This is a genomic window from Nocardia aurea, assembly GCF_003123685.1.
Taxonomy (GTDB): domain Bacteria; phylum Actinomycetota; class Actinomycetes; order Mycobacteriales; family Mycobacteriaceae; genus Nocardia; species Nocardia aurea.
On record NZ_QCYJ01000127.1, the window covers coordinates 445,155 to 459,076 of the forward strand.

Genomic DNA, 13,922 nt, shown 5'->3' on the forward strand with positions numbered 1-13,922 from the left:
TACATGGCTGTGCAACATGTACCGGCCCCGCTGTGTTCCCGGTAGAGCGCCGGTCACGGCGAAAACCGGTACGCACCGCGAGGCCGCCGCCGTTAAGGTGACCCGCATGGCAGGCGCAGCGACCCCCGCGATCCGCACCCTGTCCTCGGCCGGGGTCGAGCACCGGGTCCATGCGTACCGGCACGACCCACGCAGCGATTCCTACGGCACCGAAGCCGTCGACGCGCTCGGCGCGGAACTCGGCGTCGAGGCGGATCAGATCTTCAAGACGCTGGTGATCGAACTGTCCACCGGCACACTCGCGGTGGCCGTCCTCCCGGTGCCGAACACCCTCTCGCTCAAGGCGGCAGCGGCGGCGCTCGGCGCGCCGAAGGCCGTGATGGCGGACAAGACCAAGGCCGAACGCAGTACCGGGTACGTGCTCGGCGGCATCTCACCGCTGGGGCAGCGCAAACCGCTGCCGACCGTGGTCGACGCCTCGGCGCTGACCTGGGATCGCGTGCTGTGCAGCGCGGGCAAGCGCGGCCTGGAGATCGAGCTGGCGCCGACGGACCTGATCCGGATCGCAGGCGCGGTGAGCGCGTCCATCACGGCCTGACCCGACGCGTCGGCCCTCGTCCGGCGCGGTCACGAGCCACGGGGACGCGAATGTGCGTTACTGATCTGCGGTGTTACCGATTCGAAGCGTTACCCGTCTACGCAAGGTCCGATTGGTCCGACCCGAGGATGTGATGCGAAATGTTTCGACACCAACGTCTGCGCACCGTGGTCGTCGCCCTGTTCGGGGCGGCGGTACTCGGCCTCGGTACGCCGGTACTGACCCCGATCGCCGCCGCCGCGCCGCCCACGACACACGGCGATTCCCCCTTCGACGGCCTCGGCGCCGACGACGCACCGGGTAAACCCGGCACGCAGGAACAAGCGATGGCGGAGAAGGCCGAGAAATTCGGCGGCGGACTCGCCTCCGAGATCATCGACCTGATCTCCGGTGTCGCGAAATGCGGCCTGAACATCGCGACCGACGCCGTGGACTGCGGGCTCTGACGCACCGCGACCGACCGCTCACCCCCGCCGAAGGCCGGTCAGAGCAGACGCATCTGCCCGGCCTTCGGCGCGGAGCCGTCGACTTCGGCCAGTAATTCCGGACCGTTGTTCTTCACGCTGTTCACCAGCGGCGAGACCGGTCGAGCGACGATGCCCGCCACGGATTCGGGTTCGGGCGTCCGCAACAGTTCGTCGGGCGCGGGGTGGTCCGGGTCCAGCCAGGCGTCCCAGTGTTCGCGCGGCATCGCCAGCGGCATGCGGTCGTGGATCGCGGTCAGCTCGCCGACCGCGTCGGTGGTGAGGATCGTGCACGACAGCAGCGGCGAACTCTCCGGCAGTGAGCGATCACGCCAGACCGACCACAGTCCGGCCATGTAGAGGCGGGAGCCGTCGGCGTTCGCCATGAAGTACGGCTGTTTGGCGGCCTTGCCCTTGGCCCCATCGAGCGCGTCGGGTTCGACCAGCCATTCGTACCAGCCGTCCATCGGCACCAGGCAGCGCCGGTATTTCACGGCGTCGCGGAACGACGCGGTGGTCGCGGCCTTGTCCGCGCGGGCGTTGAACAGCGGTTTGCCCTTCACCGGGACACCGGGTTCGGCGACCTTGGTCCAGACCGGGACCAGGCCCCAGCGCATGCGCCGGATCCGCAGCGCCGGATCGTCGTCGGGATGTTCACGATCGTGACGTTCGACCACGGTGAGCACCTGGGTGGTCGGGGCGACGTTGTAGTTGGCGTATCCGCTGGTGCCGGCCCGGCCGTCACCGTCGGTCTCATCGATGGCGTCCAGCTCGACCGCCAGCCGGCCCGGGTCCGTGGTGGTGGCATATCGTCCGCACATATTTCGATCCTGCCATCCCGCCCCGACAAAGGTCGGAGCCGAAACGGGAGACAAAGCGGCATTGTGGTGACCTGGTGAGAGTTTTCGCTTAGCATTCTCTCAACGGAGGGGTCGGATCAGACCCTCCGCTCCGGCACGCGCACCGACCGGCCGCCCACAGGTAAGAGGAGAGTCCCACCGTGACAACCACCGAGACCACACCCACCGCCCCCGATACGGCGCTGCAGTCGGTCGACCCGGCCACGGGCGAGGTCATCGCGACCTACACGATCGCCGACGAGAACGCGGTGCGCGCGGCCGTCGACAAGGCCCGTACCGCCGCGTCCACCTGGGGTTCGCTCAGCTTCGACGACCGCAGGAAACATCTACTGCGCTGGTCGAGCCGTCTCGTCGCCGAGTCCGACGAGTTCTGCGCGCTCATCCACCGGGAGAACGGCAAGCCGCTCGACGACGCGTACCTCGAGTTGATGCTCGCCCTCGAACACATCGCCTGGGCCGCCAAGAACGCCAAGAAATACCTCGCGCCCAAGAAGATCGCCCCCGGCGCGCTGATGTCGAACTTCTCCGCGCGCCTGGAACAGCGCCCGCTCGGCGTGGTCGGCGTGATCGGGCCGTGGAACTACCCCGTCTACACCCCCAACGGCTCCATCGCCTACGCGCTCGCGGGCGGCAACACCGTCGTCTTCAAGCCGAGTGAGTACTCGACCGGTATCGGCAACTTCCTGTCGGAGGCCTTCAAGAAGGCCAATCCCGAACTGCCGGAAGGCATTTTCGAAACCATCAACGGCCTCGGCGCCACCGGCGCCGCGCTCGTCGCCTCCGGTGTCGACAAGATCGCCTTCACCGGTTCCACCGCGACGGGTAAGCGGATCATGGCCGCCGCCGCGCAGACGCTGACGCCGGTGCTGCTCGAATGCGGCGGCAAGGACGCGGTGATCGTCGCCGGTGACGCCGACGTCAAGGCCGCCGCCGACGCGGTCGCCTGGGGCGCCACCGCCAACAGCGGCCAGACCTGCGCCGGTGTCGAGCGGGTGTACGTGGATCGTTCGGTACGCGACGAATTCGTCGCCGAGGTCAAGCGGATCCTCCAGGATGTCAAGCCGGGTTCCGACAGCAAGGCCTCCTACGGCCCGATGACCATGCCGAGCCAGATCGATATCGTCCGCCGCCACATCGACGACGCGCTCAAGAACGGCGGCACCGCCGTGCTCGGCGGCCCGGAATCGATCAAGGGCCCGTTCATCGAACCCGTCGTACTGGTCGACGTCGACGAGGATTCCGAGGCCGTGGCCGAGGAGACCTTCGGACCCACCCTCACCATCCGCACCGTCGACGGCGTCGACGAGGCGGTACGGCTGGCCAACAACTCCAAATACGGCCTGTCCTCGGCGGTCTACTCCAAGAACAACGGGCTGGAGATCGCGCGCCGACTGCGCGTCGGCGCCACCTCGGTGAACTCGGTGCTCGCCTTCGCCGCCATCGCGGGACTGCCCTTCGGCGGTGTCGGCGATTCGGGTATCGGCCGGATCCACGGTGAGCCGGGCCTGCGCGAATTCTCGCGTCCGCATTCGATCGCGGTGCAGCGGTTCACTGTTCCCGGCATGGCTCTGCTGAGCTACTCGCGCACCGAATCCACCATGAAACTGCTGCGCAAGCTGGTGCCGTTCCTGCACGGACGTCACAAGTAGACCGTCGGAGCCGACAATGCCGAGCGGGGCGCGGGATCTCGATCCCGCGCCCCGCTCGTCTGCCCGCACCGCGCCCACGGTCGTCGCGAACGACGCGACGACCGAAATTACCGGCCAGTTCACGACCGCCCGCGTGTCCGGTCGGCGGATGGGCCAAGATGGTGATGTGACCTATTGGCCAGCGCCCCATGTCGATGTCCCAGTCCACGCGAACGTCACCCTGCCCGGATCGAAATCCATCACCAACCGCGCGCTGATCCTGGCCGCGCTGGCGGACGGGCCCTCGACCATCACCGGTGCGCTGCGCAGCAGGGACACCGACCTGATGATCGGCGCGCTGCGCGCGCTCGGCGCCGATATCACCGGCGAGGCCGAGACGCTCACCGTCGTCCCCTCGGCATTGGGCGCGGGTTCGGTCGACTGCGGTCTCGCTGGCACGGTGATGCGCTTCCTGCCGCCGGTCGCGGCGTTGGCGAACGGCGATGTCGCCTTCGACGGCGACGCGCAGGCGCGAGTGCGTCCGCTGCGGACCATCCTGGACGCGCTGCGCGGGCTCGGCGCGGATATCGACGGCGACGCGCTGCCCTTCGTCGTCCGTGGCAAGGGCGGGCTGCGCGGCGGCTCGGTCACCATCGACGCGTCGGGTTCGTCGCAGTTCATCTCGGGTCTGCTGCTCTCGGCCGCCCGCTTCGACGAGGGGCTGATCGTGCATCACGACGGCAAGGCACTGCCGTCGATGCCGCATATCGAGATGACGGTGGAGATGCTGCGCCGCGCCGACGTGGAGGTACAGACCCCCGCCGACAGCCGCGACGCGCAGACCTGGACGGTGCGCCCCGGCCCGATCAGGGCCGTGGACTGGGATATCGAACCGGATCTGTCCAACGCGACGCCGTTCCTGGCCGCCGCGGCCGTCACCGGCGGCGAGGTCAGCATTCCGCACTGGCCGCGGCTCACCACCCAGCCCGGTGACGTGATCCGGGAGATCCTGGTGCGGATGGGCGCGGAGGCGCGCATCTTCGACGGCGTGCTCACCGTGCGCGGGCCGGAGCGCCTCGCGGGCATCGATATCGACCTGCACGACGTCGGCGAGCTGACCCCGACCGTGGCCGCGCTCGCCGCCCTCGCCGATTCGCCGTCGTGGTTGCGCGGTATCTCGCATCTGCGCGGACACGAGACCGATCGGCTCGCGGCGCTGTCCACCGAGATCAACCGGCTCGGCGGCAAGGTGACCGAAACCGACGACGGGCTCGAGATCGAGCCCGCCGAATTGCACGGCGGCCGTTGGCATTCCTACGCCGACCACCGGATGGCGACCGCGGGCGCGATTCTCGGGCTCCGGGTGCCCGGTATCGAGATCGAGGACATCGGCACGACCGCGAAGACCCTGCCGAATTTCGTCTCGCTGTGGGAGCGGATGCTCGACACCGCGTTATCCGGGCCGGGAGTGGCGCGCTGAACGTCAGCGGGGCTCGGCCGTGAGCCGCAAAGTAGGCAGCTACGACGAAACCGATGTGCGGGTTCGTGCGGGTAAGAGTTCACGGCCGAGGACCAAGACCAGGCCGAGGCACAACGACGCCGAGGCCGCGATGGTCGTCGCGGTGGATCGCGGCCGGTGGGGATGTGTTCTCGACGGCGATCCGGACCGGCGCATCGTGGCGATGCGCGCCCGCGAACTCGGGCGGACCCCGATCGTGGTCGGTGATCAGGTCGACGTGGTCGGTGATCTGTCCGGAGCCACGGACACGCTGGCGCGCATCGTCCGGGTCTCCGATCGCACGACGGTATTGCGCCGCACCGCCGACGACACCGATCCGTTCGAACGCGTCGTCGTCGGCAACGCCGAACAATTGTTCATCGTGGTGGCCCTGGCCGATCCGCCGCCGCGCACCGGATTCGTCGAACGCGCCATGGTCGCGGCGTTCGCCGGTGGCCTGCGGCCGATCCTGTGCCTGACCAAACACGATCTGGACGCCGAATCCGAATTCGCCGCCGCCTTCGACGATCTCGACTTCACCATCATCTACGGCGGCGTCGACGACCCCATCGAGCCGGTTCTCGACTTGCTCGACGGAAAACTCACCGCCTTCATCGGGCATTCCGGCGTCGGCAAGTCGACGCTGGTGAATCGCCTTGTGCCGGAAGCCGAACGGGCGGTCGGCGAGGTGTCCGGTGTCGGCAAGGGTAAACACACGTCGACCCAATCCGTGGCACTGCCGCTGCCGAACGGCGGCTGGGTCATCGATACGCCCGGTATCCGCTCGTTCGGGCTCGCCCACATCACCCCCGACGACGTCATCGCCGCATTCGACGATCTGGCCGCCGCCATCGAGGACTGCCCGCGTGGTTGCACCCATCTCGGCCCGCCGACCGATCCCGAATGCGCGCTCGACCAGCTTCCGGGCAAGGAACGACGCGTCGCCGCGATCCGCCTGCTGCTCGAGGCTCTCAATACCAACGAGGCGTGGTAACCGGGTCGTCGCTCAGCCGGTGTGTTTGCGCACCGTCTCCTCCCAGATCGCCTGGGGCGCGGGGAATTGCCGTGACAGCACCCGGTGTTCGAGGTTGTGCGCGGCTCTGGTCGCGGCCAATGTGCTGACGTATCGGTAGAGCGCCAGCGCCGCGAGCAGCCCGCACAGCACCGTGGCCCATACCCGATCACGCCAGTACACCCCGGCGACGACCGCCGCGGCCAGTACGCCGAGCGCGACGACGGTGATCCCGATTCCGTGCAGGACGGACCGGCGGATCAGCAGTCGCCGCCGGTTCCGCAGGAAGGCCTCGTACCACCCGTTCGCCTCGTGTATCAGCGAACGGGCGGCCTCGGGGGCGTCTACCGACAGTCCGGACTCCAGTTCGTCGCGCCACTGCCAATACCCCTGTTCGGTGAATCGGGGAAAGTCGCGCGGAGATTCGTTGTCGCCCATACCGTGGACGGTACGGCCATGGCCTGCGCGCCGCCCGTCGCACCGTCCCGGCCACGGAAGGCCACTACAGGACCGCCCGGTATTTCGGGAACAGTGCGAACGCTTCCCCCTCGAATTCGGTAATTACAGACCGGAAACCACTCGGTTCCCCAATGTTTGCCGAAGAATCGCGAAACCCTCAGTCCGCTCGAGCTTTCCGATATGTTGTGCCCCGAACAGGGGGTTTCTTTTCGATACCGTCTGCCCGTCGCTCGGGACCGCGTCGGCCGGAGATAGCTCTGCTCACGAGAATTCGAGAGGACGAGGATGACCGCACCGCTCGACACGCGATACCTATCGAGAACAGTGCGCACGATTCTGGGCAGTACCCTCGCGTGCGCCGCGCTGTTCGCGGGCGGCGCGCAGGGCGCCCACGCGGCGCCCGCCGTGGATTCCACCAGCAGCGATGCCGATTCGGCGGCCAACGGCAATCCCGGTCCCGCGCGCAACGCCGCCGACCTGCTGTTCCTCAGGCGGACCGACTACGACGACGCCGACTATCCGACGCAGGACGCCGCGATCGAACTGGCCCAGGCCGAATGCAAATACCTCGACACCCACGGCAACACGGCACGCAATCGCATGCGCCTCGCCGAGCAGACCAGACCCGCCGTGAAATACCCGTATCTGTTCCTGGAAGCCGCCGTCGACGCGGTCTGTCCATGGAACCGGCTCTGACCCGGTGAAAGGAAAGCGCCCACGGATCGAGATCCGTGGGCGCTTTCGATATTCCCGACTCAGTGCTTGCGACGTGACTTGGGCGAACGGCCCGACTTGGCCTGCGCCCGAGCGGCCTCGCGACGCTCACGGCGGGTGGTGCCCGCACCATCGTCGTCGCCGTACTCCTGGACGTCGTCGTGGACCGCGGCGTGACCACCGTCGTCCGGGCCCGCCGGACCGGAGTAGCTGTAGCCGCGCGGGCTGGGATCGCCGATTCCCTTGGCGCGCAACGCCGCCGGTGCGCCGTTGGCGGCCGGAGCCTTCTCGGTCGACACCGGGGGACGCGGCGCGGTGGCACCGACCGGCGAACGCAGACCCGGATCGATGGCGACACCTTCGGGCTGCGGCTGCTGCACCTCGACCTGGAGGTTGAACAGGAAGCCGACCGACTCCTCCTTCAGTCCCTCCAACATCGCGGCGAACATGTCGAAACCTTCGCGCTGGTACTCGACGAGCGGATCGCGCTGCGCCATGGCGCGCAGGCCGATGCCCTCCTTGAGGTAGTCCATCTCGTAGAGGTGTTCGCGCCATTTCCGGTCGAGTACCGACAGCAGCACCTGACGTTCGAGGTTGCGCATGGAACCCTCGCCCGCGAGACCGTCGATCTCCTGCTCACGCTTGGCGTACGCCTCGTGGGCGTCATCGAGCAGCGCCTCGGCCAGTTCGTCCTTGGACAGGTCGCCCGCCTCGCCGACCTCGGTCTCGCCGGTCAACTCCTTGGCGTCGACGCTCACCGGGTACAGCGTCTTCAACGCCGTCCACAGTTTGTCCAGATCCCAGTCCTCGACGTAACCCTCGGCGGTCGCGCCGTCCACGTAGGCGGTGACCACATCGGTGATCATCTCTTGGACCTGGCCTTCCATATCCTCGCCGCGCAGGATCCGGTTGCGCTCGCCGTAGATGATGGTGCGCTGCTGGTTCATGACCTCGTCGTACTTGAGGACGTTCTTGCGGATCTCGAAGTTCTGCTGCTCGACCTGGGTCTGCGCGCTCTTGATGGCCTTGGACACCATCTTGGCCTCGATCGGCACATCGTCGGGCAGATTCAGGCGGGTCATGATCGATTCGAGCGCCGCGCCGTTGAAGCGCCGCATCAACTCGTCGCCCAGCGACAGGTAGAAGCGGGATTCACCCGGATCGCCCTGACGGCCGGAGCGTCCGCGCAGCTGGTTGTCGATACGCCGCGACTCGTGCCGTTCGGTGCCGAGCACGTAGAGCCCGCCCGCCTCGCGCACCGCGTCGGCGTCCTCCTCGGTCTGCGCCTTGACCTGCTCCAGCGCCGAATGCCACGCCGCCTCGTACTGTTCGGCGGTCTCGACCGGGTCCAGGCCCTGCTTGCGCAGCAGGATGTCGGCGATGATGTCCGGGTTGCCGCCGAGCACGATATCGGTACCACGACCGGCCATATTGGTCGCGACGGTCACCGCGCCGGGCCGACCGGCCTCGGCGATGATCTCGGCTTCCTTCTCGTGGAATTTCGCGTTGAGCACGTTGTGCGGGATACCGCGCTTGGTGAACTGCTTGGACAGGTACTCCGAGCGCTCGACGCTCGTGGTACCGATCAGCACCGGCTGACCCTTCTCGTGCCGCTCGGTGACATCGTCGACCACGGCCGCGAATTTGGCCTCTTCGGTCTTGTAGATCAGATCCGACTGATCGGCGCGCACCATCGCCCGGTTGGTCGGGATCGGGACGACGCCGAGGTTGTAGATCGAGTGCAGCTCGGCGGCCTCGGTCTCGGCGGTACCGGTCATACCCGAGAGCTTGTCGTAGAGGCGGAAGTAGTTCTGCAACGTGATCGTGGCCAGTGTCTGGTTCTCCGGCTGGATCTCGACGCCTTCCTTGGCCTCGATCGCCTGGTGCATACCCTCGTTGTAGCGACGTCCGACCAGGATGCGGCCGGTGAACTCGTCGACGATGATGACCTCGCCGTCGCGGACGATGTAATCCTTGTCGCGGTTGTACAGTTCCTTGGCCTTGATGGCGTTGTTCAGGTAGCTGACCAGCGGGGAGTTCGCCGCTTCGTAGAGATTGTCGATGCCGAGCTGATCCTCGACGTATTCCACGCCCGCCTCGTGCACGCCGATGGTGCGCTTCTTGATGTCGACCTCGTAGTGCAGGTCCTTCTTGAGCAGCGGGGCGATACGCGCGAATTCGGCGTACCACTTGGAGGAGGCGTCGGCCGGACCCGAGATGATCAGCGGGGTACGGGCCTCGTCGATGAGGATGGAGTCGACCTCGTCGACCACGGCGAAGTTGTGCCCGCGCTGCACCAGATCGTCCAGCGAGTGGGTCATGTTGTCGCGCAGGTAGTCGAAGCCGAACTCGTTGTTCGTGCCGTAGGTAATGTCGGCGGCGTAGGCCTGACGGCGCTGGGCCGGATTCATCCCGCCCAGGATCACGCCGACCTCGAGGCCGAGGAAGCGGTGCACGCGGCCCATCCACTCCGCGTCGCGCTTGGCCAGGTAGTCGTTGACCGTGACGACGTGCACACCCTCGCCGGACAGCGCGTTCAGGTAGGCCGGGAGCACACAGGTCAGGGTTTTGCCCTCACCGGTCTTCATCTCGGCGATATTGCCGAGATGAAGGGCGGCGCCACCCATGAGCTGGACCTTGTAGTGCTTCTGGTTCAGCACCCGCCACGACGCCTCACGGGCCACCGCGAAAGCCTCGAGGAGCAGGTCGTCGAGGGTCTCGCCCTCGGCGTAGCGCTCCTTGAACTCGTCGGTCTTGGCCTGGAGTTCGGCATCGGTGAGCAACTCGATCTCCGACCCGAGTTCGAGGACCTCGTCCGCGACGTGGGCCAGCCGCTTGACCGTGCGGCCCTCACCAATCCGTAGCAACCTCGTCAGTGTCAGCGCAGGCACGGGTCTCGTCAGTCCTCTGGTCGGTGTGTCATGTGTACGGCCCCCACCCGGGTCGGGCGGTGTGCGCGGCCGGTGCGCACGCACTCCGCCGGGAACGACGGAATCCGCAGCACGCTCCATGCTAATGCCGCACCCATGGTAGGCGCCGGTGACCTGCGTCGTGGCTGCTCGCCCGACTCCGTCACCGGGCCGTGGGACGTTCGTCTTCACCGTACTCGTCACGGGTGCGCGGGGCGGCGGGTGCGCCGTACGATGTAAGACGTCCGCAGCCGCTCGCCGCGCGTTCCCCCTCCCCCTGTGATCGAATCGGGAGGCCCGGAGACGTTCGGAGAGCGTCGGCCACGACGAGGGCACGGGTAAAGGAATGCGTCCATTTCGCTTGATATGCCACAAGAACGCCTACGGTTCGTTGTAGCGCACCACAATGAGGCGTTGTACCGGGGCACACCGCGCGGCGGAGTCGCGAAGACGCGATGGGCGAGCAAGCGGAACGCGGGCGCCGGGGTGCAGGGCAGCGGAAGGGAGTACCGGGCAGCGTGATCACGAGACTGACGCCGCAGGACGCGTCGTTCTATCGGCTCGAGTCGAGCAGCAATCCGATCCATATCGGCTCCCTCGCGATCGTCCGGAACACCGACGACGAATCATCGCTGGACTACGACAGCCTGGTGGATCTGGTCGAGAGCAGGCTCTCGCTGGTCCCCCGCTACCGGCGCAAGGTGCGCGAGATCCCGCTGGCCCTCGGCAGGCCGGTGTGGGTGGAGGACAGCCGTTTCGACATCACCTACCACGTGCGCCGCTCGGCGCTGCCGAGTCCCGGCACCGACGAGCAACTGCACGACCTGGTCGCCCGGCTGGCATCGCGACCGCTCGACCAGGGCCGACCGCTGTGGGAGATGAATCTGATCGAGGGGCTGTCCGACGGCCGCAGCGCGATCTTCACCAAAACCCATTCGGCGCTGGTCGACGGCGAGAGCGCGCTCGAGATCGGGCACGTGATCCTCGATACCAGCCCGTCGCCGCGCGGTCTCGCCGACGACGCCTGGGTCGCCCCGCGCGAGCCCAACGAGGTGGAACTGCTGGTCGGCGCGCTCGGCCATCTGGCGGCGCAGCCGCGCGAGGCGCTGGAGGTCGTCCGTGGAGCGAGCGCGGACGCCTTCGCCATGGTCGCCGCGGCGGGCCGCGCGGTGGATTCGGTCGTCACCGCGGTCAAGGCCGCGACGGCGGGCGCACCCGACAGTCCCCTGAACGCCAAGACCTCGCGCAGTCGCCGTTTCGATGTGGCCCGTACCGACCTCGAGGACTACCGCAAGATCCGCAAGCGCTTCGACTGCTCGATCAACGACGTGATCCTCGCCGTCGTGACCGGCGCGCTGCGGAACTGGCTGCTCTCACGCGACGAGGCGCTCACCGAACAGGCCACCCTGCGCGCGGTGGTGCCGATGTCGGTGTACCTGGAGGATCCGAACAGCGATCAGCTCAACCCCGCGGGTGAGGTCTCCTCGTTCCTCATCGATCTTCCGGTGGGCGAACCCAATCCGGTGATGCGCCTGTCGCACATCTCGCACGCGACCGACGCCAACAACCGGCATCGCCGCGGTGTGCGCGCCCGCACGCTGGTGCATCTGGCCGGGTTCGCTCCGGCGAGCCTGCACGCGGTCAGTGTCAGGGCGGCGAGTACGTTCGCAGAGCACACGTTCAACTTGGTGATCACCAACGCGCCGGGTCCGCAGACGCCGATGTATATCGGCGGCGCGCGGATGCTGGAGATGTATCCGGTGTCGCCGCTGCTGCGCAGGCAGGCTTCGAGTATCGGGATCACGTCCTACGACGGGCACGTCTTCTACGGACTCAACGCCGACCGCGACGCGATGGCCGATATCGGAGTGCTCGCCGCGGCGGTGCACGAGTCCATGGAGGAGATGCTCGGTGCCTGCGTCTGACAAATCCGATCGCCCCGCGATTCGGGTCTACATCCCGGCGACGGTGCCGATGCTGCGCGGGTTGGTCGCGGATCGGGAGATGTTCCCGATCGGCGGCACGGCGTTCGCGGTCACCCCCGCTCTCCGCGAGGCGTACGCCTCCGGCGACGACGACGAACTGGCCGAGGTCGCCATGGTCGAGGCGGCGCGCGCGTCGCTGCGACTGCTCGCGGCCGAACGCGACGATTTCGTCGGCGGCGGGGATTCCGGCGGCGATGCCGAGAGCGGCGATATCGATGACGCCGCGGGCGCCGCGTCGGCCGGCAGCCCGGTCTACCGGCGCGCGGTGATCGCCGCGGACGTGACGGGCACGAAACTGCGGCCCGACCTCGATGACGCCGTGGTCAAGCTCGCGGGGCCGATCACCTACAACCAGATCGCCTCGGTGCACGTCGATCTGGCCGAGGCCGAGCCCCAGGTGGCCAAGGCCGTCGACGTGGTCGACGCAGCGGACCTGGGCGATACCGACGCCGAATTCGTGCTCGGCGACGCCGAGGACCATCAGCTGGCCTGGTACGCCGCCCAGGAACTGCCGTTCCTGCTCGAATTGCTGTAAGCGGAACGGACCCGCGCGGACCGATCCGCCGTCGCCCGACCCCCACAACCTACGATGCCGTAACCTTGCTGACAGACGGCACCGAGGGTGGCCGCACGACAAGAGAGACGAACGGCACCGAATGGTCTTCAAGAATGTCCGCGAGTGGCTGGAGGCTCCGGCCGCGAGTGTCGCCGAGCGCGGTGGCAGGCTGAATGTGCTGCGCGGCGCGGTCGCGCGGGTCACCACACCGCTGCTGCCCGACGACTACCTGCACCTGGCCAATCCGCTGTGGTCGGCCCGGGAACTACGCGGCCGCATCGTGGAGGTGCGCAAGGAGACCGCCGATTCCGCGACGCTGGTCATCAAGCCGGGGTGGGGTTTCGACTTCAAATACCAGCCGGGTCAGTACGTCGGCATCGGCATCCTGGTCGAGGGCCGCTGGCACTGGCGCTCGTATTCGCTGACCTGTCCGCCGAACTGGACCGAGCCGGGCCGCGGCGGCGGCCGTCTGATCTCCATCGCCGTGAAGGCCATGCCGGAGGGTTTTCTCTCCAGCCATCTCGTCGGCGGCGTGTCCGAGGGCACCATCGTCCGATTGCAGGCGCCGCAGGGCGGATTCGTGCTGCCCGATCCGCCGCCGGAGAAGGTGCTGTTCCTCACCGCGGGCAGCGGCATCACTCCCGTCATGGCGATGCTGCGGGCCATGGACCGCAGGGACCGGGTCACCGATGTGGCCCACCTGCATTCGGCGCGCACCGCCGAGGATGTGATGTTCGGCGCGGAACTGCGCGACATGCACGACCGTCACCCGACTTTCACCTCACACCTGCATCTGACCGGCGAGAACGGCAAATTCGCACTCGCCGATCTGGACGAACGCTTCCCCGACTGGCGTGAGCGCGACACCTGGGCCTGCGGCCCGGCGGGCATGCTCGACGAGATCGAATCCCATTGGCGCGCAGCGGGTCTGTCCGACCAGCTGCACGTCGAGCGGTTCGAGATCGCGCGGTCGGCGGTGGGCGAGGGCGGCACGGTGACCTTCGGCAGGGCCGACCGCTCGGTCGAGGTCGACGGCGCGACCAGCCTGCTGGAGGCGGGCGAGTCGGTGGGCGTGCAGATGCCGTTCGGCTGTCGTATGGGCATCTGCCAAACCTGTGTCGTCACACTGAGTTCCGGTCACGCGCGGGATCTGCGCAACGGTGAGGAACGCCGCGAGGGCGACAAGGTTCAGACCTGCATCTCCGCCGCGGCCGGAAACTGCACACTCGACATCTGACA

Annotated in this window: 12 protein-coding genes; 9 read left to right on the forward strand and 3 right to left on the reverse strand. The window is 67.7% G+C overall.

From position 1 onward, the window contains the following. Positions 1-106: 106 nt before the first annotated feature. A complete protein-coding gene (gene ybaK / locus DAT37_RS30945) occupies positions 107-598 on the forward strand; it encodes a Cys-tRNA(Pro) deacylase (protein ID WP_109528609.1) in 492 nt (163 codons plus the stop codon). Positions 599-738: 140 nt separating this feature from the next. Beyond that, complete coding sequence (locus tag DAT37_RS30950; RefSeq protein ID WP_109528375.1) at positions 739-1,044, forward strand: hypothetical protein; 306 nt, start codon at positions 739-741, stop codon at positions 1,042-1,044. A gap of 38 nt (positions 1,045-1,082) precedes the next feature. On the opposite strand, the gene DAT37_RS30955 is transcribed toward DAT37_RS30950, so the two are convergent. Next, on the reverse strand, positions 1,083-1,883 hold the full coding sequence (locus DAT37_RS30955) for an SOS response-associated peptidase (protein ID WP_109528376.1): 801 nt from the start codon (positions 1,881-1,883) through the stop codon (positions 1,083-1,085). Positions 1,884-2,062: 179 nt separating this feature from the next. Between DAT37_RS30955 and DAT37_RS30960 the strand changes: the two genes are divergently transcribed. The 3 genes from DAT37_RS30960 to rsgA all read left to right on the forward strand — a co-directional run bounded on the left by DAT37_RS30960 (position 2,063) and on the right by rsgA (position 6,042). Continuing rightward, the gene (locus DAT37_RS30960; protein WP_109528377.1) at positions 2,063-3,571 is read left to right on the forward strand and encodes an aldehyde dehydrogenase family protein; all 1,509 of its coding nucleotides are present in this window, start codon (positions 2,063-2,065) and stop codon (positions 3,569-3,571) included. A 148-nt stretch (positions 3,572-3,719) separates the two neighbouring features. Beyond that, positions 3,720-5,030 carry a 3-phosphoshikimate 1-carboxyvinyltransferase gene (gene aroA / locus DAT37_RS30965; protein WP_109528610.1) on the forward strand — a complete coding sequence of 437 codons (1,311 nt, stop codon included), beginning with the start codon at positions 3,720-3,722 and terminating at the stop codon, positions 5,028-5,030. Positions 5,031-5,049: 19 nt separating this feature from the next. Beyond that, positions 5,050-6,042, forward strand: coding sequence for a ribosome small subunit-dependent GTPase A (gene rsgA / locus DAT37_RS30970; RefSeq protein ID WP_198654508.1), 993 nt, complete (start codon positions 5,050-5,052; stop codon positions 6,040-6,042). Positions 6,043-6,054: 12 nt separating this feature from the next. Here rsgA and DAT37_RS30975 read toward each other — a convergent pair whose 3' ends face one another. After that, a complete protein-coding gene (locus tag DAT37_RS30975; RefSeq protein WP_109528378.1) occupies positions 6,055-6,498 on the reverse strand; it encodes a hypothetical protein in 444 nt (147 codons plus the stop codon). Positions 6,499-6,804: 306 nt separating this feature from the next. Here DAT37_RS30975 and DAT37_RS30980 point away from each other — a divergent pair, with 306 nt between their 5' ends. After that, on the forward strand, positions 6,805-7,215 hold the full coding sequence (locus tag DAT37_RS30980) for a DUF732 domain-containing protein (RefSeq protein ID WP_109528379.1): 411 nt from the start codon (positions 6,805-6,807) through the stop codon (positions 7,213-7,215). A gap of 59 nt (positions 7,216-7,274) precedes the next feature. Here DAT37_RS30980 and secA read toward each other — a convergent pair whose 3' ends face one another. Continuing rightward, positions 7,275-10,124: a preprotein translocase subunit SecA gene (gene secA / locus DAT37_RS30985; RefSeq protein ID WP_109528380.1), complete on the reverse strand. Its 2,850-nt coding sequence runs from the start codon at positions 10,122-10,124 to the stop codon at positions 7,275-7,277. A 536-nt stretch (positions 10,125-10,660) separates the two neighbouring features. On the opposite strand from secA, the gene DAT37_RS30990 reads away from it, so the two are divergent. The 3 genes from DAT37_RS30990 to DAT37_RS31000 all read left to right on the forward strand — a co-directional run bounded on the left by DAT37_RS30990 (position 10,661) and on the right by DAT37_RS31000 (position 13,920). Beyond that, positions 10,661-12,067, forward strand: coding sequence for a WS/DGAT/MGAT family O-acyltransferase (locus DAT37_RS30990; RefSeq protein WP_109528381.1), 1,407 nt, complete (start codon positions 10,661-10,663; stop codon positions 12,065-12,067). A gap of 19 nt (positions 12,068-12,086) precedes the next feature. After that, positions 12,087-12,662, forward strand: a complete 576-nt coding sequence (locus tag DAT37_RS30995) for a DUF6912 family protein (protein ID WP_109528612.1) — start codon at positions 12,087-12,089, stop codon at positions 12,660-12,662. Between the two features lie 121 nt (positions 12,663-12,783). Continuing rightward, the gene (locus DAT37_RS31000; protein WP_109528382.1) at positions 12,784-13,920 is read left to right on the forward strand and encodes a ferredoxin reductase; all 1,137 of its coding nucleotides are present in this window, start codon (positions 12,784-12,786) and stop codon (positions 13,918-13,920) included. The last annotated feature ends 2 nt before the right edge of the window (positions 13,921-13,922 follow it).

Bases quoted from the DNA above. Each gene is read 5' to 3' on its own strand.
- DAT37_RS30980 (WP_109528379.1), top strand. From the start codon at position 6,805: ATGACCGCACCGCTCGACACGCGATACCTATCGAGAACAGTGCGCACG.
- ybaK (WP_109528609.1), top strand. From the start codon at position 107: ATGGCAGGCGCAGCGACCCCCGCGATCCGCACCCTGTCCTCGGCCGGG.
- aroA (WP_109528610.1), top strand. From the start codon at position 3,720: ATGGGCCAAGATGGTGATGTGACCTATTGGCCAGCGCCCCATGTCGAT.
- DAT37_RS30975 (WP_109528378.1), bottom strand. From the start codon at position 6,498: ATGGGCGACAACGAATCTCCGCGCGACTTTCCCCGATTCACCGAACAG.
- DAT37_RS30955 (WP_109528376.1), bottom strand. From the start codon at position 1,883: ATGTGCGGACGATATGCCACCACCACGGACCCGGGCCGGCTGGCGGTC.
- DAT37_RS30950 (WP_109528375.1), top strand. From the start codon at position 739: ATGTTTCGACACCAACGTCTGCGCACCGTGGTCGTCGCCCTGTTCGGG.
- DAT37_RS31000 (WP_109528382.1), top strand. From the start codon at position 12,784: ATGGTCTTCAAGAATGTCCGCGAGTGGCTGGAGGCTCCGGCCGCGAGT.